At 53.9% G+C, this 25,450-nt stretch carries 23 protein-coding genes; 9 read left to right on the top strand and 14 right to left on the bottom strand.

From position 1 onward, the window contains the following. The first annotated feature begins 93 nt into the window (after positions 1-93). The 4 genes from FE848_RS06105 (at position 94) to FE848_RS06120 (ending at position 6,220) form a co-directional block, all read left to right on the top strand. Positions 94-2,076 (top strand): HDOD domain-containing protein, encoded by a 1,983-nt coding sequence (locus tag FE848_RS06105; protein ID WP_200201873.1) that lies wholly within the window; start codon positions 94-96, stop codon positions 2,074-2,076. A gap of 23 nt (positions 2,077-2,099) precedes the next feature. After that, positions 2,100-4,280, top strand: coding sequence for an EAL domain-containing protein (locus tag FE848_RS06110; protein ID WP_200201874.1), 2,181 nt, complete (start codon positions 2,100-2,102; stop codon positions 4,278-4,280). A gap of 239 nt (positions 4,281-4,519) precedes the next feature. Beyond that, positions 4,520-5,173, top strand: coding sequence for a class I SAM-dependent methyltransferase (locus FE848_RS06115; RefSeq protein WP_200201875.1), 654 nt, complete (start codon positions 4,520-4,522; stop codon positions 5,171-5,173). A 39-nt stretch (positions 5,174-5,212) separates the two neighbouring features. After that, a complete protein-coding gene (locus tag FE848_RS06120; RefSeq protein WP_200201876.1) occupies positions 5,213-6,220 on the top strand; it encodes a DUF2156 domain-containing protein in 1,008 nt (335 codons plus the stop codon). Here FE848_RS06120 and murI read toward each other — a convergent pair. Together murI and nudC are read right to left on the bottom strand one after the other, a co-directional pair. Continuing rightward, positions 6,215-7,048: a glutamate racemase gene (gene murI, locus FE848_RS06125; RefSeq protein ID WP_200201877.1), complete on the bottom strand. Its 834-nt coding sequence runs from the start codon at positions 7,046-7,048 to the stop codon at positions 6,215-6,217. The genes FE848_RS06120 and murI overlap by 6 nt on opposite strands. Further along, positions 7,041-7,871, bottom strand: coding sequence for an NAD(+) diphosphatase (gene nudC, locus FE848_RS06130; protein ID WP_200201878.1), 831 nt, complete (start codon positions 7,869-7,871; stop codon positions 7,041-7,043). The genes murI and nudC overlap by 8 nt, the downstream gene beginning before the upstream one ends. 141 nt (positions 7,872-8,012) lie before the next feature. Here nudC and plsB point away from each other — a divergent pair, with 141 nt between their 5' ends. Together plsB and FE848_RS06140 are read left to right on the top strand one after the other, a co-directional pair. Further along, positions 8,013-10,481, top strand: a complete 2,469-nt coding sequence (plsB, locus tag FE848_RS06135; protein ID WP_200201879.1) for a glycerol-3-phosphate 1-O-acyltransferase PlsB — start codon at positions 8,013-8,015, stop codon at positions 10,479-10,481. Between the two features lie 60 nt (positions 10,482-10,541). Next, the gene (locus FE848_RS06140) at positions 10,542-10,682 is read left to right on the top strand and encodes a type II toxin-antitoxin system CcdA family antitoxin (RefSeq protein ID WP_200202111.1); all 141 of its coding nucleotides are present in this window, start codon (positions 10,542-10,544) and stop codon (positions 10,680-10,682) included. Between the two features lie 9 nt (positions 10,683-10,691). On the opposite strand, the gene FE848_RS06145 is transcribed toward FE848_RS06140, so the two are convergent. Next, on the bottom strand, positions 10,692-10,850 hold the full coding sequence (locus tag FE848_RS06145) for a hypothetical protein (protein ID WP_200201880.1): 159 nt from the start codon (positions 10,848-10,850) through the stop codon (positions 10,692-10,694). 127 nt (positions 10,851-10,977) lie between these two features. Here FE848_RS06145 and FE848_RS06150 point away from each other — a divergent pair, with 127 nt between their 5' ends. Beyond that, positions 10,978-11,217, top strand: a complete 240-nt coding sequence (locus tag FE848_RS06150) for a type II toxin-antitoxin system ParD family antitoxin (RefSeq protein WP_200201881.1) — start codon at positions 10,978-10,980, stop codon at positions 11,215-11,217. After that, positions 11,217-11,510 (top strand): type II toxin-antitoxin system RelE/ParE family toxin, encoded by a 294-nt coding sequence (locus tag FE848_RS06155; RefSeq protein WP_200201882.1) that lies wholly within the window; start codon positions 11,217-11,219, stop codon positions 11,508-11,510. Before FE848_RS06150 ends, FE848_RS06155 begins: the two co-directional genes overlap by 1 nt. Positions 11,511-11,585: 75 nt before the next feature. On the opposite strand, the gene FE848_RS06160 is transcribed toward FE848_RS06155, so the two are convergent. The 6 genes from FE848_RS06160 to ppc form a co-directional block, all read right to left on the bottom strand. Then, positions 11,586-12,023 (bottom strand): hypothetical protein, encoded by a 438-nt coding sequence (locus FE848_RS06160; protein WP_200201883.1) that lies wholly within the window; start codon positions 12,021-12,023, stop codon positions 11,586-11,588. A gap of 472 nt (positions 12,024-12,495) precedes the next feature. Beyond that, a complete protein-coding gene (locus FE848_RS06165) occupies positions 12,496-13,335 on the bottom strand; it encodes a class I SAM-dependent methyltransferase (RefSeq protein ID WP_200201884.1) in 840 nt (279 codons plus the stop codon). A gap of 12 nt (positions 13,336-13,347) precedes the next feature. Continuing rightward, positions 13,348-14,046: a tRNA (adenosine(37)-N6)-threonylcarbamoyltransferase complex dimerization subunit type 1 TsaB gene (gene tsaB / locus FE848_RS06170; RefSeq protein WP_200201885.1), complete on the bottom strand. Its 699-nt coding sequence runs from the start codon at positions 14,044-14,046 to the stop codon at positions 13,348-13,350. A 33-nt stretch (positions 14,047-14,079) separates the two neighbouring features. Further along, positions 14,080-14,733, bottom strand: coding sequence for an adenylate kinase (gene adk / locus FE848_RS06175; RefSeq protein WP_200201886.1), 654 nt, complete (start codon positions 14,731-14,733; stop codon positions 14,080-14,082). A gap of 201 nt (positions 14,734-14,934) precedes the next feature. Continuing rightward, the gene (locus tag FE848_RS06180; protein WP_200202112.1) at positions 14,935-16,308 is read right to left on the bottom strand and encodes an HDOD domain-containing protein; all 1,374 of its coding nucleotides are present in this window, start codon (positions 16,306-16,308) and stop codon (positions 14,935-14,937) included. Between the two features lie 61 nt (positions 16,309-16,369). Beyond that, positions 16,370-19,015, bottom strand: a complete 2,646-nt coding sequence (gene ppc, locus FE848_RS06185; protein ID WP_200201887.1) for a phosphoenolpyruvate carboxylase — start codon at positions 19,013-19,015, stop codon at positions 16,370-16,372. 97 nt (positions 19,016-19,112) lie between these two features. Between ppc and FE848_RS06190 the strand changes: the two genes are divergently transcribed. Continuing rightward, positions 19,113-19,346, top strand: a complete 234-nt coding sequence (locus FE848_RS06190; protein WP_200201888.1) for a hypothetical protein — start codon at positions 19,113-19,115, stop codon at positions 19,344-19,346. Positions 19,347-19,382: 36 nt separating this feature from the next. Here the strand turns inward: FE848_RS06190 and FE848_RS06195 are convergent, their stop codons facing one another. The 5 genes from FE848_RS06195 to cysM all read right to left on the bottom strand — a co-directional run bounded on the left by FE848_RS06195 (position 19,383) and on the right by cysM (position 25,234). Continuing rightward, positions 19,383-19,727, bottom strand: a complete 345-nt coding sequence (locus tag FE848_RS06195) for a pilin assembly protein (protein WP_200201889.1) — start codon at positions 19,725-19,727, stop codon at positions 19,383-19,385. Positions 19,728-19,810: 83 nt separating this feature from the next. Then, positions 19,811-20,665: a nucleoside triphosphate pyrophosphohydrolase gene (gene mazG / locus FE848_RS06200; RefSeq protein WP_200201890.1), complete on the bottom strand. Its 855-nt coding sequence runs from the start codon at positions 20,663-20,665 to the stop codon at positions 19,811-19,813. Further along, positions 20,662-22,902, bottom strand: coding sequence for a GTP diphosphokinase (gene relA, locus FE848_RS06205; protein ID WP_200201891.1), 2,241 nt, complete (start codon positions 22,900-22,902; stop codon positions 20,662-20,664). Before relA ends, mazG begins: the two co-directional genes overlap by 4 nt. A 64-nt stretch (positions 22,903-22,966) precedes the next feature. Then, positions 22,967-24,310 carry a 23S rRNA (uracil(1939)-C(5))-methyltransferase RlmD gene (gene rlmD / locus FE848_RS06210; protein ID WP_200201892.1) on the bottom strand — a complete coding sequence of 448 codons (1,344 nt, stop codon included), beginning with the start codon at positions 24,308-24,310 and terminating at the stop codon, positions 22,967-22,969. Between the two features lie 30 nt (positions 24,311-24,340). After that, a complete protein-coding gene (gene cysM / locus FE848_RS06215) occupies positions 24,341-25,234 on the bottom strand; it encodes a cysteine synthase CysM (protein WP_200201893.1) in 894 nt (297 codons plus the stop codon). Positions 25,235-25,450: the final 216 nt, after the last annotated feature.

A 25,450-nucleotide genomic window follows, 5' to 3' on the forward strand; every position in this document is an offset into this window, starting at 1 on the left:
TTTAAACTTCCCGACTTTTTGACTAAGCTCGACTACTAATAAAAATGAACACAGTTTCATAATGTGATTTCAGCGCGCTCTACAGGCAAGCCTATGAATACAGTTCCCGACCTCCAGCTCCCGAGCCTTCCGGAAGTCACCCTGCGCGCGCTTGAAGCCTGCCACCGGGATGACAACTATCGTGCTATCAGCGAAATCGTCGCATCGGATACCGCCTTGGTGGTTCGAATTCTTGCCTTGGCCAATTCCGCTCTCTATGGCCCCACCCCCGGAATACGATCCATTGATCAGGCATTAATGCGCCTTGGAACACGACGCTTCAAAACACTGATACTGACCGTCGCCCTCCGCCAGGTACTTTTTGACTTGGGCGGTGGCGCCTGGCAACAGTTGCGGGATTTCTGGCGACATGCGCTGACTACAGCACTTACGGCTCGTGCTCTGGCAACCCTGACCCGCTATCCGGAAGCCGATGAAGCCTTCATGCTCGGTATGCTTCACAACATCGGCGAACTGATCGCAATAAAGACGCCTGATATGGAGGCGCGGCAAGAATTCATGAATCGTCAGTCCGAGATCGCAGCAGAGCTGGTTACCTCCTGGGGCTTGGGGTCAATGGCAGCAGACGCCATGCGCTATCAACAGGCGTTACCCTCAGAGTTACGGGACGCAGGGCATCTGGTAAAAGTTATCAGCCTATCCACCCGCCTCGCCTTGTCCGATTCTGCCGGCATTGCAGCCGCGGGCACCATGTTCGGACTCAGCGAAGACCTGGTCCGTGAAGTCAACCGGCGCATCAACCTGGACGTTTCCCAAATGGCAGAGTCTATGGGAATTCCGCTAATCAAAAGCTACAGCGCCGAGCCCGCATCAAAAAAACTCCGTCAGACCGTATTGCGACAGGCCATTGCGCAGCAAGCTCTTGGCTTTGCAGATTTGGCCGGCACCAGTGGCGCTATTCTTGCGGAAACTGTCAGTAGCCTTACGCTGATTACCGGGCTGCCTGCACTGTGCTTTGGGCTCGACGATGACAGCCTTGTACTTCTGTCAGGCACCGCAGGGGACAACCCGCGCCTGGTTATAAACGCACAAGCCGGTGGCAGTGCCTTGAGTGAGGCTTTTGCATCGAGAACGCAGGTCAGCCTGAGTGGGCGCACGCCAAACGTGCTCGACAACCAGCTTTTATCTCTGCTCAGAACCCCATCACTAACCGCTGTTCCCGTGATTACAGGTAATCGTTGCCCCGGCGTATTTGTGCTGGGCACCGATGGCAAGACACCCGATACATCTGCAGAGCTGGTAAATCTTTTTGTCCAAAAACTTTCCGCGACACTTCAGGACAAGAGCGCTTCCCTGGAGATCAGCACAGAGGAAGCAGACCTGAATCGCCAGATCGCGCTGGAAAAACTGCACAGGCAAGTGCATGAAATCAGCAATCCTCTGACCATCATTCGCCAGTACATCCACCAACTCAAAAGCCGGCTTAGCGATCAGGAAATGCAGGGAGAACTGGATGTCGTGCGGGATGAAATAGATCGGGCAGGCAATTTGCTGCTGCAACTCACCCACACCACAACCCGCGATATTGGCGACGGAGCAGCCGATCTGAACGCAGAGATATCAAGCCTCGCCCGCGTACTGGAAGACAGCCTTTTCAGCGACGGCAACCTGCATTTGAACGTGCTACTGTGTAACACTCAAACGTTAGTTAACGCTGGCCCGCCTGCCATCCGCCAGATCCTTATCAATCTGGTCAGGAATGCTGCTGAAAGCATGTGTGAGACCGGCGGAACCGTTACAATCAAGACTTCGGCCCCGGTTTGGCAAGGGCATAGCAACTGGGTTGAGATGGTAGTGACCGACACGGGTGCCGGCATTCCCGAGAGTTTACGGAAAGTCCTGTTTACACCGGGAAAGACCACAAAAGGAGAAGGCCACAGCGGTTTGGGCCTTAGCATTGTGAAACAACTTGTTGATGACATGGAGGGCATCATTGCTTGTCATACGGGGCAGGAAGGAACCACCTTCCGACTGCTGCTGCCTGCGACTAGCCACGAAGACACCAAGACCGACTGACGAACGATAGCGGATCCAGAGCAATGGCACCTGATCAGCCCAACAAGCATACCTTGCATGGCGCAGCGCGCATTCTGGTGGTTGATGACGAACCACGCCTGGCAAGCGCTTTGTCTACCCTGCTGCGCAGCTGCGGCTACGATGTAACCGAGGCCCATGGCGGAAAACAGGCCTGCGAACTGGCAGACACCCTTCGCTTTGACCTGGCCCTGCTCGATTTGCGCATGCCAGAAGTAGATGGTTTTGCAGTCATGAGCCACCTGAACAGCCGGCAGCCAGAATGCGCGATTATCGTTATCAGCGGAGAAAGCTCATTCACAGCCGTCAGCCGCGCACTCAGGCGCGGTGCTCTGGACTACGTTCGTAAGCCATTTGATCCTGAAGAACTCATCGCCACAGTAAAAGGCGTTGTTGGCAAGCAGTCGCTTCTTAAAGCCCATGAAGACATACAGGTGCGCCTTGAGAAATCTGAAGCACTACACCGTTACATCGTAAACAGTTCGCCCGATATCGTATTCATGCTGGATGCAAAGGGGCACTTCTGTTTTATTAACAGCAAGGTCGAAAGCCTGCTGGGCTATAAGCCGGCTGAGCTCTGTGGCAAGCACTTCCGGAACATTCTTGATGAGCGCGATCTCGCCAGAGGTGTTTACGCACTCAACGCGCCGGACATCAGCGCAGACAACCCCCGTACTCTTGAGATACGTCTCAAAACACGAGGTAGCCGCCGAGCTACCCGGCATTTCGAGATAACAGCCTTTCCCATTTCACCCCAGGCTTGGACACACAACGGCAGTACCAACGGCGGCGGTAATGGCCAAAACGCCAGTTACTACGGCACTGCACGCGATGTCACTGAACGCAAAGAAGCTGAAGCCTTTATAAATTTCCAAGCCTATCACGACCTGCTCACGCGCTTGCCTAACCGCGCGTTGTTTAAAGATCGTCTGGAGTTAGCCATCACCCATGCACGTCGCGGCCACCAAAAGCTCGCAGTGATGTTTCTTGACCTGGACCGCTTCAAAATCATTAATGATACCCTTGGCCACGCTATGGGTGACCGGCTGCTACAAGCTGTCACCCAACGCCTGGAAGGCTGCCTGCGCAAGGGCGACACCTTGTCTCGCTTTGGCGGCGACGAATTCACCCTGCTTCTTCCATCGGTTCACGGTCACGAAGACGCAAGCCAGATCGCCAGAAAACTCATCAAGACACTCAAAGCGCCTTTCCTGCTGGGCGAGCATGAAGTGTATGTGGGGGTCAGCATTGGCATCGCTATCTATCCGGAAGCAGGCTGCAGCATGGATCAGCTGATCCAGAATGCTGATATCGCCATGTATCACGTCAAGGCCCGGGGCAAAGACAGCTATCGCTTTTACTCCGAGAGCATGAGCATCGACAGTACCCACCGCTTGCTGCTGGAACGGGATCTGCGCATGGCTCTTGAGAAAAAAGAGCTGCGGGTGTTTTACCAGCCCCAGGTTTGTGCCCGCACTGATCAGATCGTTGGGCTCGAGGCTTTGGTACGTTGGCAGCACCCTGAACGTGGCCTGCTCTACCCCCGGGATTTTCTCAGTCTGGCCGAGGAAACCAAGCTCATTGGCCTGCTCAGCGAGCAGGTTCTGGATCAGGCATGCCGGGATGTTGGCCAATGGATCCGCGCCGGGCATAAAGACTTGCGACTGGCCGTAAACCTTTCCCCTATTGAGGTGGAGCATCCCCGGTTTGTTGAAACCTTGATAGAGCGAGTAAACGCTAACCGGTTCCCTCCCGCAAATCTGGAAATCGAAATTACCGAAAACGTGATCATGAACGACCTGGAGCAGATCAGCCAGAAGCTCCGGGAGCTGGCAAATATCGGCGTACGTATCGCAATCGATGATTTTGGCACCGGGTATTCATCACTGAACTACCTGCACAGACTGCCTATCCACACCCTGAAAGTTGATCAATCCTTCGTTAAAGCGATCCGAAGTGGCGTGGACGATGCCTGTATTGTTAACGCTATTATAGCTATGGCTCACGGGCTCAAGCTGGAAATTGTTGCCGAGGGCGTAGAGACTGAAAAGCAGCTCGATTACCTGCGCGCACTCGGCTGCCATCAGGTACAGGGATTTTTCTACGGCCCCGCACAACCCGCTGCAGAAATCAGCAAGCTGCTGACACACCCAAAAACCGAAATGGCTGCAACCGCCTCAAGCTGATCTGCCCCGAGAACACTGTCTTACAATCCTATACCGAACCTTGAATCTGTTATCAAAGCAGTGCCTCAGGTTAATTTTTGTATCTCGAAATGGGGATTACGGCACATATTTTTTCTACCCTGCTCAATAGACTTGAATCACAAAGACATTGGCTATCGAAACATTCTGACTAGTCAGAATGGCAAAAATTACAATAACGATGGCGGCATTCAAGCTAACAAGAACAGGCAGCAGTTATCATGCGTGACAAGTACCGCTACATAGGCCCCGTGTACGATTTCCTCAGCAATCTTTACAGCGGAAAAAACATTCACCGATGTAAAACCGCGATGCTGGATGTGGAAACAGTGAAGCAAGGCGACCGCATTCTGTTTGCCGGTGTTGGCCATGGCCGGGACGCCATACGTGCAGCAGAACTGGGTGCCGACGTTACGGTTGTTGACTTGTCAGAAACCATGCTGCGCAAGTTCGGAGAAGCACAGGAAAGCGAAGCACCCCACCTCAGCATTCGCCGCATTCACAGCGACATCATGAAAGTGGATGAAGTAGGTCAATACGACATGGTTGTCGCCAACTTTTTCCTCAACGTATTTGACGAAACCATGATGGTGAAGGTTCTGGAACACCTGATTCAACTGGGCAAGGAAGACGCTCACATTGTTGTAGGCGATTTCTGTTACCCAACCGGCAATGTGTTCTCGCGCACCTTCAAAAAGCTGTACTGGTACATGGCCGTGTTTACCTTCTGGCTGTTCGCCAACAATGCCTTCCACAAGATATACAACTACCCGGAGCACATGCGTAGCCTAGGCCTTGAGGTAACGGAGAAAAAGCACTTCAAACTGCTGAACATGGATTGTTACTGGTCAATTCTCGGCCGCAAGCAGGCATAACAGATCATCTGCCAAATAATAAAAACCGGGGAGATTCACATGTCAGATCAAATCCTTGCTCTCGACCAGGCCTCCGAGCTTGAAAGCACCGCTTTTACCTTCAGTGAGCGAGTAGGTTACCTGAAGAGGTTTGGCGGCCATTCCCAATCCTTCTCTACCCTGCAGCCAGGTATGCAATATTTTGATGTACCAGGGATGGGGTATGTGGCCTACATGCGGCAGTGGGGCACCACCATTGTTCTCTCAGACCCAGTCTGCGCCCCGGAAAACTTCGGTGCGGTTCTGGAGCTGTTTCAAAAGCGCTTCCCTAACGCCTCCTATGTACAGGTTTCCAAACCGGTTGTGGACTTCTTGCACCAGCGCTTTGGCTTGTACGGCACACAGTTTGGCAGCGAATCCCGAATCGACCTGGCAAAGTGGTCTCTTAGCGGCAAGAAAAAACAGATTCTGCGCACCGCATTGAACCAGGCTGAAAAAAGCGCCATCACGGTGCAGGAACGGTTCAGCGACGACCACACCCGGGAAATCTCGGAAGCCTGGATTCGTACCCGCAAATGTAAAAGTAACGAAATCCGCTTTCTGATTCGCCCCATGGACATGGAATACCGGGAAAACGAGCGTCGCTTCTATGCGTACCAGGATGGCAAAGCGGTTGGATTTATCTACTTTGATCCGATTTACCGCGACAACGAAATCATCAGTTACGTCCCTAATATTTCCCGCGCAAACGCAGATTTCAAACAGGGCATTTTCTATACTCTGATGGCACACGCCATGGAAGCATTCAAGGCCGAAGGCGTTCCCTATCTGGATTTGGGGCTTATCCCGCTGTCGCTTGACTCAACCACGGAACACCAGGAAGGACGGCTTCTAAAACGCATTTTGCACAGCATCTACAACCGGGGTAATTTCATCTATAACTTCAAGGGACTGGAGTTCACTAAATCACGGTTCCGCGGCGACAACTTCAAGACATACTGCTGCCACAAGCGGAGCATACCAGCACTCGAGTTTCTTGCCATGTTCAAGCTGACCCAAGTGCTATGACTCTGAAGGCCAATTCCCGACAACCCTGGCAGGCTGCAGGCCCATGATTGCCATATAATTGGCAACACCTTCCGGAGCCTTACCGGTGAACAGGGCTGCAGCCACAGGTTCGCCTTTAACGTCACTGGGCGCCGTCGCGGTTAAAGGCTTTTCGGCTTGCGCCAGAAGCCAGGCAACACGGCGCGCAATAGCCTCCCCGGAATCCACCCAGAACTTCACCTCCGGCAGACTTAACCGAAGATTATCCAGCAACAGTGGATAGTGAGTACACCCGAGGACAACGGTATCCACTCCAGCATTTCGCAGGCTAGCAACTGCGCTGTCGAGTTCAGCCTGAGGCACAGCTACACCTCTGGCCAAATCCTCCGCCCACTGAACCAACGCCGGGTGCCCAACACGCTCAACCTCGCAGTGAGAGGCAAATTCCCGCACCAACTCGTCGAGGTAAGGCCGGCGTACCGTTGCAGGGGTGGCCAGAAGCCCAATCCGGTGATTGAGGGTTTGCGCCGCAGCAGGTTTCACCGCTGGCACAACACCCACCACCGGCACAGCTGTTATAGCGCGCAGGTGCGGCAGGGCAACCGTGCTGGCCGTGTTGCAAGCCACCACAATTGCATCACATGGGTATTGTTCCAGTGCTTTTGCAATAAGCGAGCAACAACGCTCAATAACGACAGATTCTGGCTGACCACCGTAGGGAAAGGCGGCGTTATCTGCCAAATATACAATAGATGTCTGCGGCAGCTTTTCATGGACACAGGCTGCAACGCTTAACCCGCCAACGCCTGAATCAAAAACCAGAACCCGCGGTAAGCCACGCTCACTCAAGGCCGGACACTCCACCAGTAATCATTCTTTCCATATCCCGTATCAGTCGCCCGGAAATTGTCGTTTCTGGTGGCACTGGCGGCCTGCTACCAGGTAAAAACCAACCTGCATCAGCAAGCTCATCCTCCTGGAGAACCAGCTCGCCACCAGCATAGTCAGCAAAAAAACCGGCCATCAACTGGTGTGGAAAGGGCCAGGGCTCAGACGCCCGATATTGAATATTAGTCACATCCAACCCGGTTTCTTCTTTTACCTCACGCACAACGGCAGCTTCCAGGCTTTCTCCTGGCTCCACAAAACCTGCTATCAGGCTATAGAAATGGCGCTTCACACGAGAGGACTTGGCCAAAAGGTAGTGGTCCTCTTTGCGAATCACCACAATCACACAGGGCGCAAGCCGCGGATACCAAGGAATGCTGCAGCTATCGCACCACTTTGCCCGTTCCCGGCGATGAAACCCCATGCAGCCACCACAGCGCCCACAATACTGGTGATCCTGAAACCACTGCCAAACCTGAAAGCCGGTGCTGAGCATGGCCGCGGGCACATCGCTGATCATCATCAAGGCATCGCGCAACGAAACAATATCACCGTCAGCACTAACGGATTCCGGTACTTCGGTCACGAAAACTGCACGGCCATCTGCGCTTCCCAAAGATACAAAGCCCGCATTTCCTGCCTGCACAGGCATACTTTCCAACGGCTGCAACCATCCATCGCCCGGCTTGAACACACCGGATCCAGACAGTACCAGTACAAGGTCTCCCCGCTCGGGCTGCCTGGTAGTCCATCCGGGGTTCCACTGAATAGATGATGTCGCCATCTGCTATCGCACCTTATAGTGTTAAACGGGCCAAACAGGAATGTATCACACGTAAGAGAGCTTCAAGAATGAAGCATTGGCTTTCCGGCTCTCACTCAACCAAGTAAACTTGGCGGCTGTTTTTCATCGGAGCGACATTTTATGCGTCTTTACCAGGGTATTCGAAGCCTGATCCTGACACTTTTCCGGAAAATCCTGTTTTTATGGGTTCGGACAGACGTCAGCGGGAACAGCATTGAAGCACTGGGGCTGTCGCCTGAAAAGCCCGTCTGTTATGTACTGCAATACAGCTCGCTATCGAGTCGACTGGTTCTTGAGCAGGAGGTGATACGGGCAAATCTGCCCGGTGCCACTACATCACTTCCGGTAAAAAATGGCCCTTCGCACTCCTTCTTTTTTCTGTACCGTCGAGTTGGCAGATCCTTCCGCAAACGCCAGGCGCCTGTTCCAACCCCTGAATTCCAGGCGCTGGTGCGCTACGGTCTGGAAAACCCGGAGAAGGATGTACAGATTGTTCCTGTATCCCTGTTCTGGGGACGTTCTCCGGACAAAGAAAAGTCCCTGGTGAAACTGCTTTTATCAGACACCTGGTCTGTTGCTGGCCGACTGCAAAAATTCCTGATTATTCTGGTGCATGGTCGTAACACCTATGTTCAGTTCAATAAGCCCTTCCCGCTGAAGCAGATTATTGAAGAGTATCGCCACAGCGAAGAGCGCGCCAACCGCAAGCTTGCCCGTATTTTGCGAACCCACTTCCGCAAGGTTCGACAAGCGGTGTTAGGCCCGGATTTGTCGCACCGGAGAACGCTCGTAGAAGGCTTGGTAAGAACCCAGGCCGTTAAAGAGGCTATCCGGGAGACCGCAGTCAAAGAAGACATAGCGCCAGAAAAAGTACGTGCCCGGGCCTACAAATACGCTGATGAAATTGCCGCCAGCATGTCCATCGTCACCATCCGTATTTTTGAGGTACTACTTGCCTGGCTCTGGAACCGCATTTACAAAGGCATTGCCGTTAACAACATTCGCGTGGCCAAGGAAACTGCTCAGAACAACACGGTCATATACGTGCCCTGCCACCGCTCCCATATCGACTACCTGTTGCTGTCTTACGTGCTCTACAAAAACGGCCTGATGCCCCCGCACATCGCAGCAGGCATCAACCTGAACATGCCGATATTGGGGCCAATCCTGCGCCGGGGTGGGGCCTTCTTCATGCGCAGAAGCTTCCGGGACAACCCGCTTTACAGCACCGTTTTCAACGAATACATGCACGTAATGTTTACCCGTGGCTACTCGGTTGAATATTTTGTAGAAGGCGGCCGCAGCCGCACCGGCCGTATGCTGCAACCCCGCCCGGGCATGCTCGCCATGACAGTGCGCAGCTTCCTGCGCGACCACCGCAAGCCGATTGTTTTCGTTCCTGTGTACATCGGGTATGAAAAGGTCATGGAAGGGCGATCTTACCTGGGCGAACTCCGGGGTAAGAAAAAGCAGAAAGAAAGCGTGTTCGGGCTGGCCAAATCCGCCCGCAACCTTGGTAGCTCCTTCGGCAAAGTTGCACTCAACTTTGGCGAGGCCATACATCTGTCTGAGGTATTGGACGATGTCCGCGACAGCTGGCGCGATGAGGCTTACAGCTCAGAGTATCGTCCTGCCTGGCTCAATGAAGCGGTTGGCGAACTATCACAGCGCGTTGCCTCAAGCATCAACGCATCGGTAGCAGTAAACCCCATTGGCATGATCGCAACCGTATTGCTTGGCGCTGAAAGGCTGGCCATGGATGAAGGCCAGCTTGTTCGCCTGGCGGATCAGTACGGAGACCTTCTCAAGGCTTTCCCCTACGCAGACACTGTAACCTTGCCTGAAGGCTCAGGAAAAGACTGGGTTACCTACTGCGAATCCATGGGGCTGGTCTCACGCCAACCCCAGAAGCTGGGTGACATCATTGGGCTGGAAGGCAGCAATGCCATCCTGATGACCTACTATCGCAACAACATCCAGCACCTTTTTGCCTTGCCTGCACTGGTGGCTAGCCTGTTCGAGAACAAAAGCTCACTTGCACGTGAACGAATCGTCCATCTTGCTGGCGTCGCCTACCCTTATATCCAGTCTGAACTGTTCCTGAAGTACCAACCTGAAGAAGCGGAAGCGGTTATTAACCAGTGGATTGACGTTCTGGTAGAACAGGGCCTGCTGGTTGCCCAGGAGAACGACAGAATCGCGCGCCCCGAAGAAGGCACTGAAGCCATGCTGCGCCTCAGAATACTGTCCAGATTCATCATTCAGACGGTAGAGCGGTACCACATCGCGCTGGGTATATTGCGCAAAAATGGTTCAGGGACGATTACCGCAGCAGAACTGGAAGAGCAGTGCACCTTGCTGGCAGAACGTATGTCTATCTTGTTCGGGCTGAATGCGCCTGAGTTTTTTGACAAGAGCCTGTTCCGGAACTTTATTGCCAACATGCAAAAAAACGGTGTTATCACCACCGATGACAACGAATTGCTATGCTATGGCGAAGGCCTGGATGAAGTGGCGGATGATGCCCGACTGGTACTGAGCGTGGAGAAACGACAGGCCATTCAGCAAGTCACTATGCTAGGCGTGTAACGCCGCCCGGCAACGGCCTCTGGTTAACTGCACTTGCATGCGCACAACCTATCACTAAGCATGTTGCTGCAACTGGAGGCTACAACGGCCGATCTATGCAACATTGCCGCTCCCAAAAAGGCCGCTAATTTGTCGGTTAACAGCGACTTGCTGAACAGAGCTCGTGCTCTGAACATTAACCTACCAGCGCCCCCTTCCTGAAGGCGCCATTCAAGCCCCCCCCTCATACAGTGCGATATCGTAGCCTTTGGGAAAGAGGAAAAGGACTTCCGCATCTTTTGTCTCGCCTGGATTAATCCATTCCACCGCTTTGACTTTCAACTCGACGCTATAGCGTTGGGTCTTCTTCCCCGTGATCATTTTCGGCATCGTACTTCTCCTGTGGCGGAGTTATCGATGCGTGTCTACTGAAGTGGGGGAAGTCCACGTCGGCCTGCCTTGCCTTGTTATGGGTGTCTTGGCACAATGTACCAATATTTGGTACAGGAGGCTACTCATGGCTAGAAATACCAGCATTACACTTGGCCCTCACTTTGATGAGTTTATTGCGGCCCAAGTGGAGAATGGCCGTTATGGCTCGGCGAGCGAAGTGGTCCGCGCCGGACTGCGCCTGCTTGAAGAAACAGAGAGCAAGCTTGATCGCCTCCGACGCCTCTTGGATGAAGGTGAGCAAAGCGGGATAGCGGATTATTCCCTTGAAAGCATTATTGCAGAACTGGATAACGAAGCTCACTAATGCGTCCTTACCTGCTTACCGCTTCTGCCCGTAAAGATCTTATTAATATTGGCCGCTTTACCACCGAAAAATGGGGAAAGCGGCAACGCGATAAATACCTCAAGCAGTTTGATGATGCATTCAAACTGCTTTCTCGCCAGCCTGAAATAGGCCGCGATGCGGACGATATCAAGCCAGGGTACAAAAAATTCAGCCAGGGTAGCCATGTCATCTTTTACCGGGCTGGCACGGAATCCCATATCGTTGTAATACGGATTCTTCACAACAGCATGGATGTGGAACAGCACCTGTAACCCCATAACGCTGAAGCACAGCGGCGCCACGTCAGTGGCGTCCGGCGGCCATCGGCCGCAAACTGCTGCGACTTGTTAATTTGTGGGTGTAGCACTGCGCCCGATCCAGTATTCAAACGGCCGAACCAGGCCTGGAATTTTTAAATTTCTCCCACGAAACCCTGCAACTGAAAGGAACACGGTTGCAACGATGCTCAAGCCCATACCAACCAGCATGAGTATATTTTTGAGACCATCGCCTGAAAGGTAAGGGATGCTCGTGCCTGCGTCACGAACCGCAATACGAACCCCAACAACTAGTGCCGCCAGAAGCATGAGGTAAATAAATGTTGATAGCCAAAGATCCATGAACTTCAGCAGAGTCATCTTGCTATGCGTAAATTCGAAACGACGAGCCAATAGCAGGAAAAGAATAACCAATGGTACATACAGCCAGAAATAGGTATAGAAAATGATCAAGCTGACCAATGGCACCGTGCCAGCGATGATACGTTCTTGAGTGCTTACTTCCATATACCGACAATCTCCTTGAAATTAACAGCTAATTATACGAACGAGTTCGTATATCACTTATTCGTAAAACTCCATTCAAACACACTCAAGAAAACACGATTTTCCAAATAAAAACAAAATCTTGAGGACCAATTACCACGACTACCGCCGGAGTTATACGCCCTATTTCGAGCCACTCCTGCTCCCACCACGGGCGTATAACTCCACCCTTCCTGCTTCAACTTTCCAACCCTATCAGATAGTTACCTTCTTTTCTTTGGAGATTTCTGGAGTTTTGCGAACGCGTTCGTATAACTCCTGCAGCATGCGCGCCCGTGCTGGTTAGATTCGGATCTTCGAATATCACAGGAACTACAACACCAGCTTCAAACCTGGAGGCCAGGTTAGGCCAAAATGTATCTGAGGAGGTCAGTCATGGCTTGTAGTGGCATCGTAACGCGGAGCGTCGGTGGGCAAAGGATCGGCTAGAGGGCTAGCGCGAGGGTAATGCGCGGACAGGGTAGATATCGTAACGGCTACTCTTGCCCTCTACCCGGGTGCTCGGCTCAGGCCCGGGGATCGCCGGGGCCTTCCGTGGGCGTTTAACCACCACGCGATAGGTTGCGGTGGCCAGTGCAGCGTTCAACAAAGCTTCTGAGTCGTCGTCATCCCCTACTACCGTTCGGAACACCTGCATTTCTTTCTTCACCAGCGCAGATTTGTCCCTGTGGGGAAACATGGGGTCGAGATAGATAACATCGGCCACTTCTGAGGCCTCTTCAACGCTAGTCAACCAGTCAATGCTACTCCCGGCCCTCAGTGTCATTCGGGCGATGATGGGTGCGCAATCCATATTCAGGGCTGCCCGGGCCAAACCATCCGCCAGCAACGCATGAATCACGGGGTTACGTTCAAACAGGCTGACATGACAACCAAGGCTAGCGAGCACGAACGCGTCCTGACCCAAGCCAGCAGTGGCATCCAGAACATGCAAGCCTGCTTTGGCTTTCTGTAAGCCAACAGCGCGCGCAACAAGCTGGCCGGAGCCTCCACCATGCTCACGACGGTATCCCATCTTGCCGGTCACAAACTCTGCTCTCACAGGGCCTGGTGCGCCTTTTCCGGCTACTTGCAGACACAATCCGTTCTCGTCCAGAAACAGTAAGGCATCAGCCTGCTGCACATCTTTCGGGCGGACAACACCAAGGTACGGCAAGGATAAATCAGAGCCAAGCAGTTTGGCCTTGTGATCATCGCCAAGCGGACTTCGGGCGACAGCCAACGGAATACGTGTGTGGTCAAAGGGGACTTTCGAAGCGTTAGGACGTGACATCAGATAAAAACCTTATTCACGGCCCGGCAATTTCTTCCAGGTAACTTCATCGCGGATGTAAACCGGTTGCGCCTGCTCTGCCGGCACAGCCAATCCCTGACTGAACTTCAACGCGGCCAGACGTGCAACCCAGGCAGCCCGGGGAATGAGAGATTCATCCACCGCAGTGATCAGGCTTGAAGCCTCCGGGGGCATCTTTTCACGAAATGCCCAACCCTGGCCCGCACCAGCCCACTCTTCAATTCCGGGCTCCAGAACAACGCTGGACGGTGAACAGACGCGCTCCGCGCCAATCAGCTCTGGCAAGCCCGAGCGATTCAAAAAGCAGCCCCAGTAGACTTCGCTCATGCGGGCATCAAAGGCGACAGCTACGCCTTGGCCTTCACTTACCTGCAAGGCCTCAATAGCGCCAAGCGCAACCGTTTCAAGCGAAGAGACCGGAACAACCGGAAGGTTGAGCCCCCATGCCAGGCCCTGAACCACACCCGTGGCGATTCGGACACCAGTAAAGGATCCCGGGCCACGGGCAAATGCCAGGGCATCGAGATCGGCTGGTTTAAGCCCTTGCTCCGCCAATAACTCTCGCAGCATGGGCATCAGAAGGCGTGTATGGCCTCTGGGCGCAATCTCAAACCTCTCGATAACCTCACCGTCAACAAAAAGGGCTGCAGAGCAGCCCTCTGAGGAGGTGTCCAGTGCCAAAAGTTTCACAGGCGTGAATGGCCTCGATAGAACATCAATGGATTACTTGAGGCGAGCACTAATCTGTTCGCGAATACTGTCCAGACTGCCTACACCGTCTACGCTCACATATTCTGGTGCCACTTCTGGCTGGGTCTTGGCCAGATCCTGATAGTAGCCGATCAACGGCGCGGTCTGATCGTGGTAGATCTTCAGGCGCTTGCGAACGGTTTCTTCCTTGTCGTCTGCACGCTGCATCAGCGGCTCACCCGTTTCATCGTCTTTACCTTCCACCTTGGGTGGATCGTATTTGACGTGATAAATCCGGCCACTACCCTCATGCACACGGCGACCAGACAAACGGCTAACAATCTCTTCGTCGTCGACAGCGATCTCGACAACATAGTCGATAACAATGCCCTGATCTTTCAAAGCTTCAGCCTGGGGAATTGTGCGCGGGAAGCCGTCCAGCAAATATCCATTTTTGCAGTCAGGGCTCTTAACCCGCTCTTCAATCAGCGCAATAATGATGTCATCAGAGACCAGGCCGCCGGTCGCCATCACTTCTTTAACCTGCAGTCCAAGCTCAGTTTCAGCTTTAACAGCGGCCCGCAGCATATCGCCAGTGGAAATCTGGGGAATACCAAAACGCTCAGTTATAAATTGGGCCTGAGTCCCCTTTCCCGCGCCTGGTGCGCCTAACATGATGATTCGCATACAGCTGTGCTCCCGTTTTCGTTATTAAAGTTTGAAAAACTGTGGCAAAAACCCGTGCCTTTGCGACAACCTCTCCCGTTGAAACAGATGTCGGTCGAATTCGACGATGGCGCATTATACGAAGTCAGGCACTTCAGAGAAAGTCGACCTCCGTATCATCTACATAAAACTGACGTATAACGGAGGCTAGCAAGACCAGTATCAGGTGTTCAGTGACGATGCCAGGGCATCCAGTTCCGGGGCCACCTGATCAATTTCGACATTCAACTCATCCACGAATCCTGGCTCCAACCCCAGGCCATCCAGCAAGGCAGGAATATCATCTGAATTGAACTCGTCGCCAATGCCTCGCTCCTTCAGCAATGCGTTAGCCAGCTGAACCATCATCACATAGTTTTGATGCTCACCTTGGTAGCCTGGCTGCTGGTGCACGCCTGCAGCTTTGACAACCGGGTCAGGCAACTCCCAGAGACGATGCAGAATTCCGCCAATGGCACCGTGACCTACAGAAATAATTTCCTGCTCACCGCCCTGCCCGAACACCTGCTGCTCCAGAGACTGCATGCTGGCTTCCGGGTTGGCTTCTCGCAGCTTATTGAGCTCTTTGAATTCTGCCGGAAACAAGTGCCCAACCAGCAACAAACCAAAGTTGTGCAACAAGCCGCACAAATACGCCAAGCCTTTGTCTGCACCGCAGCGAGGTGCCATGCGTTGACTCACAAAAGCGCAGTAAAGTGAGTGACGCCAAAAACTATCCATACCCAGGATGCCCGCCTTGGGCACATCGAACGCACGAACTGAAGCAATGCCCAATGCTATGTGGGCAACCCGGTCGAAGCCCAGCACGCGGGTTACAGCATCCTGAACAGAGTTAATCTGGCCCGGGTAATTGAACAGCGCCGACCGGGCATAGCGCATTACCTGCGCCGTCAGGCTAGGGTCAAACTCAATAAGCTCCGCCAGCTCCCGGGCCGTGGCCTCGGTGTTGGACGTCAAGCGCAAAATACGCAATGCCAGTGCCGGCATAGGCGGCAATCGATACAGTTTTTTCAATTTGCTGGCGACTTCTGCCAGCGTCAGCGCATCCCGGCCACCGTTATTACCCGGCCCGCGAATAGCCAGATTCCCTTCCCGGCTACCGGCCATCGCCAGCCGCAACGAGCGCCCATCCAGCTCTACCATGGAGTGATCTGTGCCACTGGAAAACAACACCTGCTCAGCCTGTGAGATACCTTCATCCAGCAATACTGGCAACTCGTAAGCATTGCCAATTGGTGGCGTAAACCCGGGGTCACAATCACCGAACAACCGCATGGTCTGCTGCGCCGTCAGGGGTTGCAAATGGCGCCCTGTCAACTGGTGTAGAGCTTCTGTATCAAGCGCACTGTCGAATTTGTGCACAGCCATAACAATGCCACTGATATCAATCAGCAGTGTTGCTTTAATGACGTTTTTCCGGGATTCGCCCAAGGCCGATACGGCCTCATCCAGGCTGCTAGCCCGACCGATGGGCCGCTCCTGATAAGCAATGCCTTGCTGATTAAAAAATCGCTCCAGTCGCGCTGCGAGAGCCAAAAGAATACTCCTGTTATCCATGGCAGGGGCGCCTCTGCCCCTCTATCCATTCCCGGCCGATTTAGCCGGTGTTGCGCATTCCGGCGGAAATTCCCGCCATTGTAACCTTAAGTGCTCGTTCTACCAGCTCAGGAACCTCTCCTTTGCCTTCACTCTCCCGGTCACGCCTCAACAATTCTGCCTGAAGATAGTGCAAGGGATCTGTGTAGGGGTTGCGAACGCGCATGGAGTGAGCAAAAACCGGCTCGTCTTCCAGCAACTTGTCCTGTTCCTTGAGTTCCAGCAAGCGCTGAACGCAGCCCTCAAGACGAGCACCCAGGCTTACCCCGAGCGCTCTGAGCTTATCGTCGTCCAGCAGAGTTTTCTCATAGTAACTGGCAATGCGCAGATCCGCCTTGGCCAACACCATTTCAAGCATGTCTACATAGGTGCGGAAGAACGGCCAGCCATGCATCATCTCACGCAAGACAGGCAAGCGTCCCTCTTTAGCTGCATCTTCCAACGCCACGTCGCTGCCAAGCCAGCTGGGTAGCATTAGCCGCATTTGAGTCCAGGCAAAAATCCAGGGAATAGCCCGCAAGCTTTCCACTCCACCGCTGGCTTTACGCCTGGCTGGCCGGCTGCCCAACGCCAGCTTTCCCAAAGCCTGCTCGGGGGTTACCTGGCGGAAATAGGGTACAAAATCCGGGTTCTCCCGAACCACATCCCGATAAGCTTTGAGCGATCGCTCCGTCAACCAGTCCATGGTGTCTCGCCATGCATCTTCTGGCTCAGGTGGTGGTGCCAGAGTCGCCTCAATAACAGCTGTGGTGTATAGCGTCAGGCTTTGCACCGCAAGCTGGGGCAGGCCGAACTTGAACCGGATCATTTCGCCCTGTTCTGTAATGCGGAAACTGCCATTTACCGAACCGGGAGGCTGGGAAAGAATCGCACGATTGGCGGGTCCACCACCTCGGCCAACAGTTCCCCCCCGACCATGGAACAGAGTCAGGTGCACGCCGTAACGACCTGCCACCTGAGTAAGCTTTTCCTGGGCCTGGTATTGCGCCCAGGCAGCCATTAGCTGGCCGGCATCCTTGGACGAATCCGAGTAACCAATCATGACCTCCTGACGTCCCTGGCAGTAGTCCCGGTACCAGTCCACCTCGTACAAGGCGGCCATGCTTTCAGGCGCACCTTGCAGGTCGTCCAGGGTTTCAAACAAGGGCACAACACGCAGGGGGAATTTCATGCCGGATTCACGAAGCAGCAAGATGACACTCAGAACATCAGACGGCTTGCTGGCCATCGAAATAACGTAGGAGCCCAGCGCTTCCGGCGTTTGCTGTGCAACCACCTCGCAGGTATCCAAAACCTCACGCACCAGCTCGGAAGGCTCCCAGTTCCGGGGGACCAGCGGGCGACGCCCCTGCAGCTCACGAACCAGGAAGGCCTGTCGGTCTTTTTCAGGCCATGAAAGGTAATCACCCAAGCCAAGATACTCCACCATTTCCGCAACCGCTTCCGCGTGTCGGGTGGCTTCCTGGCGGATATCGAGACGAATCAATGGCAAGCCGAACGTATGGGCGCGGCGGATAGTGTCCAGCAAAGCACCTTTGGCTATGTGCTCAAGCCCGCACTCCGCCATTGAGCGATAACAAAGTTCAAGCGGCGCAGTGAGATCTTCATTTTCGAACAATATGCCATTGCTATCGGCAGGCTCTCCGTTGATAGAGGCTTCTGCCCAATCGCGGGTTTTAATCAGCCGGTCACGAAGCTCCGCCAACACATGACGGTAGGGTTCGCGGGAATCGCCGGCAAGGCCACGCAGCTCATCGTTTGCTTGCCACATGGAAAGCTCAGCCCGCAGCGATTTGATGTCGCGGAGAAACAGATCGGCAGCCATCCAGCGCCCAAGCAGGAATACCTTTCGGGTTACCTCATGGGTGACGTTCGGATTGCCATCGCGGTCGCCACCCATCCAGGATGCAATGCGCACAGGCGTTGCCTGCAATGGCAGCCCTTGGCCCGTTGCGTCCTGAAGCGACGTATCAAGATCGGCAAGAAACCGGGGCAGAGCTTGCCAAAGGCTGTTTTCGATAACTGCAAACCCCCACTTGGCTTCATCAACTGCCGTAGGGCGCTCATGTCGAATTTCATCTGTGTGCCAGGCTTCTGCCACAAGCCGGGACAAACGCTCGGTGATGGCATCCTGTTCTGCCGGCAACAGGTCATCGTGATCCAGACGGGCCAAGCATTCCGACATCTCATCGTATTTCATGATCAATGTGCGGCGTGCGACTTCTGTGGGATGCGCCGTTAGCACAAACTCCACACGCATATCGGCTACACATTTATGCAATGCTTCGGCCGTCACTCCGCTGGTTTTCAAGCGTTCGAACACGCCCGCCAAAGGCTCAACCATAAGGTCCGACTGGTGCCCGCGCTTGCGACGAATACCATGATACTGCTCAGCCAGGTTCGCAAGGTTAAGAAACTGGTTGAAGGCTCTGGTGACCGGTAACAGCTCATCATCGCTTAATTTGCCCAGAAGGCTGACCAGTCGCTGGCCAGAGCCGCTTTCCTGCCGGCGGTCCGATTTGGCAGCAGCCCGGATTTCCTCAATAAGGTCATAACATTCACGGCCGGGGTGTCGCTGTATGCTCTGCCCCAGCAACTCGCCCAGCATTCGGACATTTTCTCGGAGATCAGGGTGTAGCTCGGTCACATTGGCGTCCTTATGGATTGACGGAGACAAAGTAAACTAACGATACTAAGGAACGACTGGAAAAGTCTATTGGCGTTTAGATGCCTGAGGAGCGACCATGAAAGTCACAGATCTGCCCAAGCAATGGGAGCAAAAGAAAGAGCCTGCAGAGCGCACTCATGAATACAGCCTGAGGCTTCCCCTTGGAGACGCTGCAAGAGTTGCAGCTCTGGCCGAGCTTTACCCCGATCGCAACGAAAGCGACATTCTCAATGACATGGTGGCTGCCGCCTTGGACGAACTGACCAGCCGAAATCCGCTAAAAGAAAAGTTGGGCAAGCATAAGCTGTAGGTGTTTAATTCCAGTTTACCGATGGCGAGCGAGTAATCAGGCTACAGATTCGATCTGGCGAGCCTTCAGGCGCTTGATATGCTTTTGGCTAAGACGCACAAATTCCGGTGTAAGCCCTTTGTCTTCATACAGTTCAAAGCCATCCTCGTCAAAGGCAACTACCTGATCCCCCTGCACATAGGGGAACTCAGCTTCAATCTCATCAAGCGCCACCGTTATCAAGTCGCGCAACAAATCCTCAGGCGATTTCAGTGGGTAGAGGGTCGATAAGGCCTCAAGTTGCTGGTGATGATGATCAGACAAAGCCATAAGGTGGGTATCACGAGTAAGCTTTCGGCTTGCGTGCTTGTCCCAGTATCTGACCAGATCTTTTATTTTCATCAAACCTGACTCCTGCATCCTGTTGGTGACACTCAGAGCCCAAACAGCGCTCCTGCTTCAACCAGTGTAGACGAAGCCAAGGATCAGCTCTTCTTTTCCACACCTTTGACTGACTGCCAGATATCATCGAGTGCTTCGAGCGTTTCCCCATCAAAGTCGCGGCCTTCTTGAACCAGCGCCTGTTCAATGGCCCTGAACCGTGCCTCAAATTTGTGATTGGTGCGCCCAATTGCCTGTTCCGGGTTAACCTTCATAAAGCGGGCGAGGTTCACACACACAAACAGCACATCGCCCAGTTCGTCCTCAACGGCATCGCGCTCACCCTGCCCGGATTCGGCGGCCTGCCAGGCCTCTTTCAGCTCATCAATCTCTTCATGGAGCTTGTCAAAAACAGGCTCGATATTTGGCCAATCAAACCCGTGCCTTGCCGCCCGCTTCTGCAATTTTTCCGCACGCACCATCGCAGGCAGTGCCCGTGCAATGCCATCAAGCCGGCTTGGAGATGGCGCATCCGCTGCGTCTGCTTTTTGCGCCTGTGCCCGTTCTTCCGCCTTGATACGCTCCCAACTCTCTTTGATCCAGGCTTCGTCCGGCCGGTTATCCGGATCAATACGGCTTTCCAGCGTACCCTCGGGAAAAACATGAGGGTGTCGCCGAACAAGTTTGCGCACCAGGTTATCGACCACAGAATCAAAATTGAAGCGGCCTTCCTCATCCCCTATCTGCGAGTAGAAGATCACCTGAAACAACAGATCACCCAGCTCATCCTTGAGGTTACCGTAATCCTCCCGCTCAATGGCATCCGCCACTTCGTGGGCCTCTTCCAGCGTATGGGGCACGATGCTTTTGAACGTTTGTTTTGTATCCCAGGGGCAACCGGTTTCAGGGTCACGCAGCCGGGCCATCAATACTTTCAAATCGTCAATGGAGTAAGTCATGAGCGCTTACGCCTGACGTCAATAATATTGGGCAGGTTACGAATCTGGGCCAGCAACCGCGCCAACTGTTCCAGGCTGGAGATTTCTACCGTCACAATCATGGTTGCGGTGTTGTCATCCCGGTTCGTCATGGTATGAAGCGCCAGAACATCACTCTTTGACAAGGACAATACCTGGGTAATATCACGCAGCAGACCCGACCTGTCGTAGGCTTCGATTTCGATATCCACCGGGTAAACAGAGGCTTGCTGGCCACCCCAACTCACTTCAATAATCCGGTTCGGCTCGAATTCCTGCAAGTTCAGGAAGGTAAGGCAATCCTGCCGGTGAACCGTTACTCCCCGCCCGACGGTAATGTAGCCACCTATAGCGTCCCCCGGCAGAGGCTTGCAGCACTTCGCCACCTGGGTTTTCAGCTTGCCTACACCCAGTATGTGAATATCCGATTCGGTATCGTATGGCTTACGGCGCTGGGCAGTCAGCTTCAGATCAAGCTGTTCCGATTTCGGTTCCAGCATTTGCTGGGCAACATTGGCCACATGCGCCGGCCGCAGGTCGCCTGCACCCACTGCGGCAAACATATCTTCGGCGTTGTGATAGTTTACTTTTACCGCCACCTGGCCGAAATCCACGTCGTGCAACGACAAGCGCCTGAGCTCGTCTTCAATGATGGCGCGCCCATCGGTCACGTTACGTTCGCGATTCTGCTGCTTGAACCAGTGAGTAACCTTGGCTCTTGCACGGGACGTTTGGAGATACCCAAGGCTTGGGTTCAGCCAGTCCCGGCTTGGAGCGGGATTATTCTTGGAGGTGAGCACGAATACCTGCTCCCCGGTTTTCAGCGGGTAGGTCAGCGGCACTATCCGGCTATCTACCCGTGCACCGCGGCAGGCATGGCCTATCTCGGTGTGCACCCGGTAGGCGAAATCCACAGGAGTAGCGCCCTGAGGCAAATCAACCACATGCCCATCGGGCGTGAAGACGTATATCCGGTCTGATACAACGTCCGTTTTAAGATGATCAGCCAGCCCGGAGAGATCGCCCAATTCCTCCTGCCACTCCAGCACCTGGCGAAGCCAGTTGATCTTGGCTTCATAGCCGGATGCTTTCTGATTTTTATCCGTACCCTTGTAAAGCCAGTGAGCACACACTCCCAACTCGGCATCTTCATGCATGCTGTGGGTGCGAATCTGAACCTCCATTACCTTGCCATCAGGCCCGATAACCGCCGTGTGCAGAGACTGGTAACCATTTTCCTTGGGGTTGGCCACGTAGTCATCAAATTCATTGGGTATGTGGCGCCAGAGTGCATGCACAATCCCAAGTGCCGCGTAGCAGTCTTTAACTTCCGGCACCAGTATGCGCACAGCTCTGATGTCGTACACCTGAGAAAAGTCGATGCCCTTTATGCGCATTTTCCGCCAGATGCTGTAGATATGCTTGGCGCGACCGGAAAGTTCAGCGTTGATACCAGAAGCTTTCAGCTCAGCCTGAAGCGTGCTGATAACACGGCGAATATACTCCTCGCGATCAAGGCGTTTTTCATCCAGAAGCTTTGCGATTTTCTTGTACGCAGTCTCATGGAGATAGCGAAAGGACAGATCTTCCAGCTCCCACTTGATGTGCCCGATACCCAGGCGATGGGCCAGGGGCGCGTAGATATCAAATACTTCCCGGGCCACCCGCATGCGCTTTTCTTCCGGCGCATTCTTGACCCCGCGGATAGCACAGGTGCGTTCCGCAAGTTTGATTAACGCCACCCGGACATCATCAATCATGGTGACCAGCATTTTGCGGACATTGTCCAGCTGGCCCTCACTTTGCCCAAGCACATTGCCTTTAAGCGGATGATGAATCGAGGAGATGGCTGCCATTTGCTGAACACCGTTGATCAGCATGGCCACTTCGTCACCAAACTCCTTGCGGATAACCTCAAGAGCAACTCGCTCTTCCCGTACTGCCCGGTAGAGAATGGCGGCAACCAGGCTGGTTTGATCCAAGCGCAGCTCTGCAAGCACCTGAGCCATTTCTATGCCAATGCGAAAGCTGCTGGAACCAGCCGCCCACAGGCGGTCTTCACGGTACGCCTGCAGATCTATTTCAGCAGCTTTTTCGCAAGCCCTGCGGAATTGCGCCACATCATCCAGGTGGGTCTGCGATGAAATCTGCTGAACCCAACCATCGATATCAATCTGGCCATCGCCATCCACTGCGTAGTCTTCGCGAACTTTTACCATATCTGTTTTGTTATTCCTGGTGGTTCACGCAGCAGTCCTTTGCTGCGCACAACAACATTCATTGTCAGTCGCGCTCAAACAGCGCAATCGACTCCACATGCGTGGTGTGAGGAAACATATCCATCACTCCAGCACGTACCAACCGGTACCCATTTCGGGCCATTACACCCGCATCCCTGGCCAGGGTGGCAGGGTTACAGGACACATACACAATGGTCTTGGCGCCGAATGCGGTCAGGTACTTGCAGATTTCTTCTGCCCCCGACCGGGGCGGATCGATCAGGATTTTATCAAACCCCTCCTGCGCCCAGCTCTGGCCGGTAAAATCTCCGTGCAGATCCGCGCCGTGGAACGCTACGTTCGTAAGCCCGTTCAGTTCCGCATTCTCCCGGCCCCGCACAACCATCGCATCGTCGCCTTCAACGCCAATCACCTGCCCGCCCTTGCGCGCAAGTGGCAGTGTAAAGTTGCCTAACCCGCAGAACAGATCCAGAACCCGCTCACCTGGCTGCACATCCAGCCACTCCACAGCCCTGTGTACCATGGCCTTGTTAATATCTGCATTGACTTGGGTAAAGTCCATGGGATGGAACTTCATGGTCAGGTCGAAGGCGTCAAGCCGGTAGCTGAGCCGCTCATCCTGCCGGCCGGCCGATTCCGGCCAGATGCGATGAACAGTATCCGGCCCTTTCGGCTGCAGATAAATATGCAGTTCGTGCGCCTGACCAAAGGCAATCAGTTTTTCCTGGTCGCCACTGCTCAGTTCATCCATATTGCGGAAAACCATAGCCGCTGTATCATCGCCACAGGCAATCTCCACTTGGGGAATGCGGGCATAGGCATCCATGCTGTGCAGTAACTCGCGCAGCGGAACAATACGCTCCCCAATGCGCGGGTCCAAAACCACACACCGGTCAATATCCGTAAGGAAGCTGTTGCGCTTCTCCCGGAAACCAACCAATACCGACTCGCGAGCCTTCACATAACGCACACCCATACGCGCCTTGCGCCGATAAGCCAAAGTGCTGTCAGGGCGTAGCGGCTCAATCCACTCCTCAGGCTCTATACCGCCAAAGTGCGCGAACTGTTCACGCAGTGTGTCTTCCTTGAAGCGGATCTGGGCATCGCTACTCATGTGCTGAAGACTACAACCACCGCACAGATCTGCGAACTCGCATGGAGGTGTTTGGCGGTCCGGTGCAGACTCCAGCACCTCAAGGGTACGCAGCTCATCAAATTTGCTGCGGCTGGACACCACTTTGGCCATCACCGTTTCACCGGGCAAGGCACCATCGACAAACAGGATTTTTCCGTCCTGACGAGCTATGCCGCGGCCATCATGGCTTAGCTTGTCCACTTCACAGCGTACGGGTTCCGTAGGAAGTGCCTTCCTGCGTCGTCTGCTCATAATCTGTTCTCTTGGTGTCGTCAGTCAGGTTCAGGTGTTTGGAAACACACCCGTGGATAAATAGCGGTCGCCGCGGTCACAGATAATGGCTACGATAATGGCGTTTTCAACCTGGGCAGACAGTCGAAGTGCAGCGGCAACTGAGCCGCCGGATGATACGCCACAGAAAATCCCTTCTCGCTCAGCAAGCGCACGCATGGTGTCCTCGGCTTCTTGCTGGCCAATATCGAGTACCTGATCCACCCGGGCAGCATCGTATATGCTGGGCAGGTAAGCTTCAGGCCAGCGGCGGATTCCCGGTATGGAAGCACCCTCTTTTGGCTGCAGGCCAATGATGCTGATATCCGGGTTGCGCTCTTTCAGGTAACGGGACACGCCCATAATAGTACCGGTGGTACCCATGGAACTGACAAAGTGCGTTACCCGCCCCGCCGTCTGCTCCCAGATTTCAGGGCCTGTGGTGCGGTAATGCGACAGTGGGTTGTCCTGGTTACTGAACTGATCCAGCACCTTGCCTTTGCCTTCCTCCTGCATTTTCAAAGCCATGTCTCTGGCCACTTCCATACCTTCTTTCTGGCTCACGGTAATGATCCGGGCGCCGTAGGCTCTCATGGATGCACGGCGCTCTTCGCTCATGTTGGCCGGCATAATAAGTATCAGCCGGTAACCCTTGATGGCGGCTGCCATTGCCAGAGCAATACCGGTATTACCGCTGGTCGCCTCAATCAGCGTATCCCCGGGCTGAATCTCACCGCGACGCTCCGCTTCCTGAATCATTCCCAGAGCAGGTCGGTCTTTTACAGAGCCCGCCGGGTTATTGCCTTCCAGCTTTGCCAGAATTACATTGCTGGTCTCGCCAGGAAGACGCTGCAATCGAACCAGAGGCGTATGCCCGACATAATCTTCAACTGTTGGAAAATGCATATGAGAACCCTGTGGTACACTTTTGCGTGGCATGATACGCCTTATGGCCCCGGTCGCCCAATACAGCTTCTCGCTAAAACCATGACTGGAGGCTATATGAGCAACGTATTTTTCGGCTCCGCCGGCTTGGATACTCAGAACATCCGCGCCCGGATGACCTACTATTACAAGGACGTAACCCGCCCATAAAGGTGGCGTTAAGTTATTTTTCAGGAA

Source organism: Marinobacter sp. 1-3A, from assembly GCF_016597775.1.
Classification (GTDB): Bacteria; Pseudomonadota; Gammaproteobacteria; order Pseudomonadales; family Oleiphilaceae; genus Marinobacter; species Marinobacter xiaoshiensis.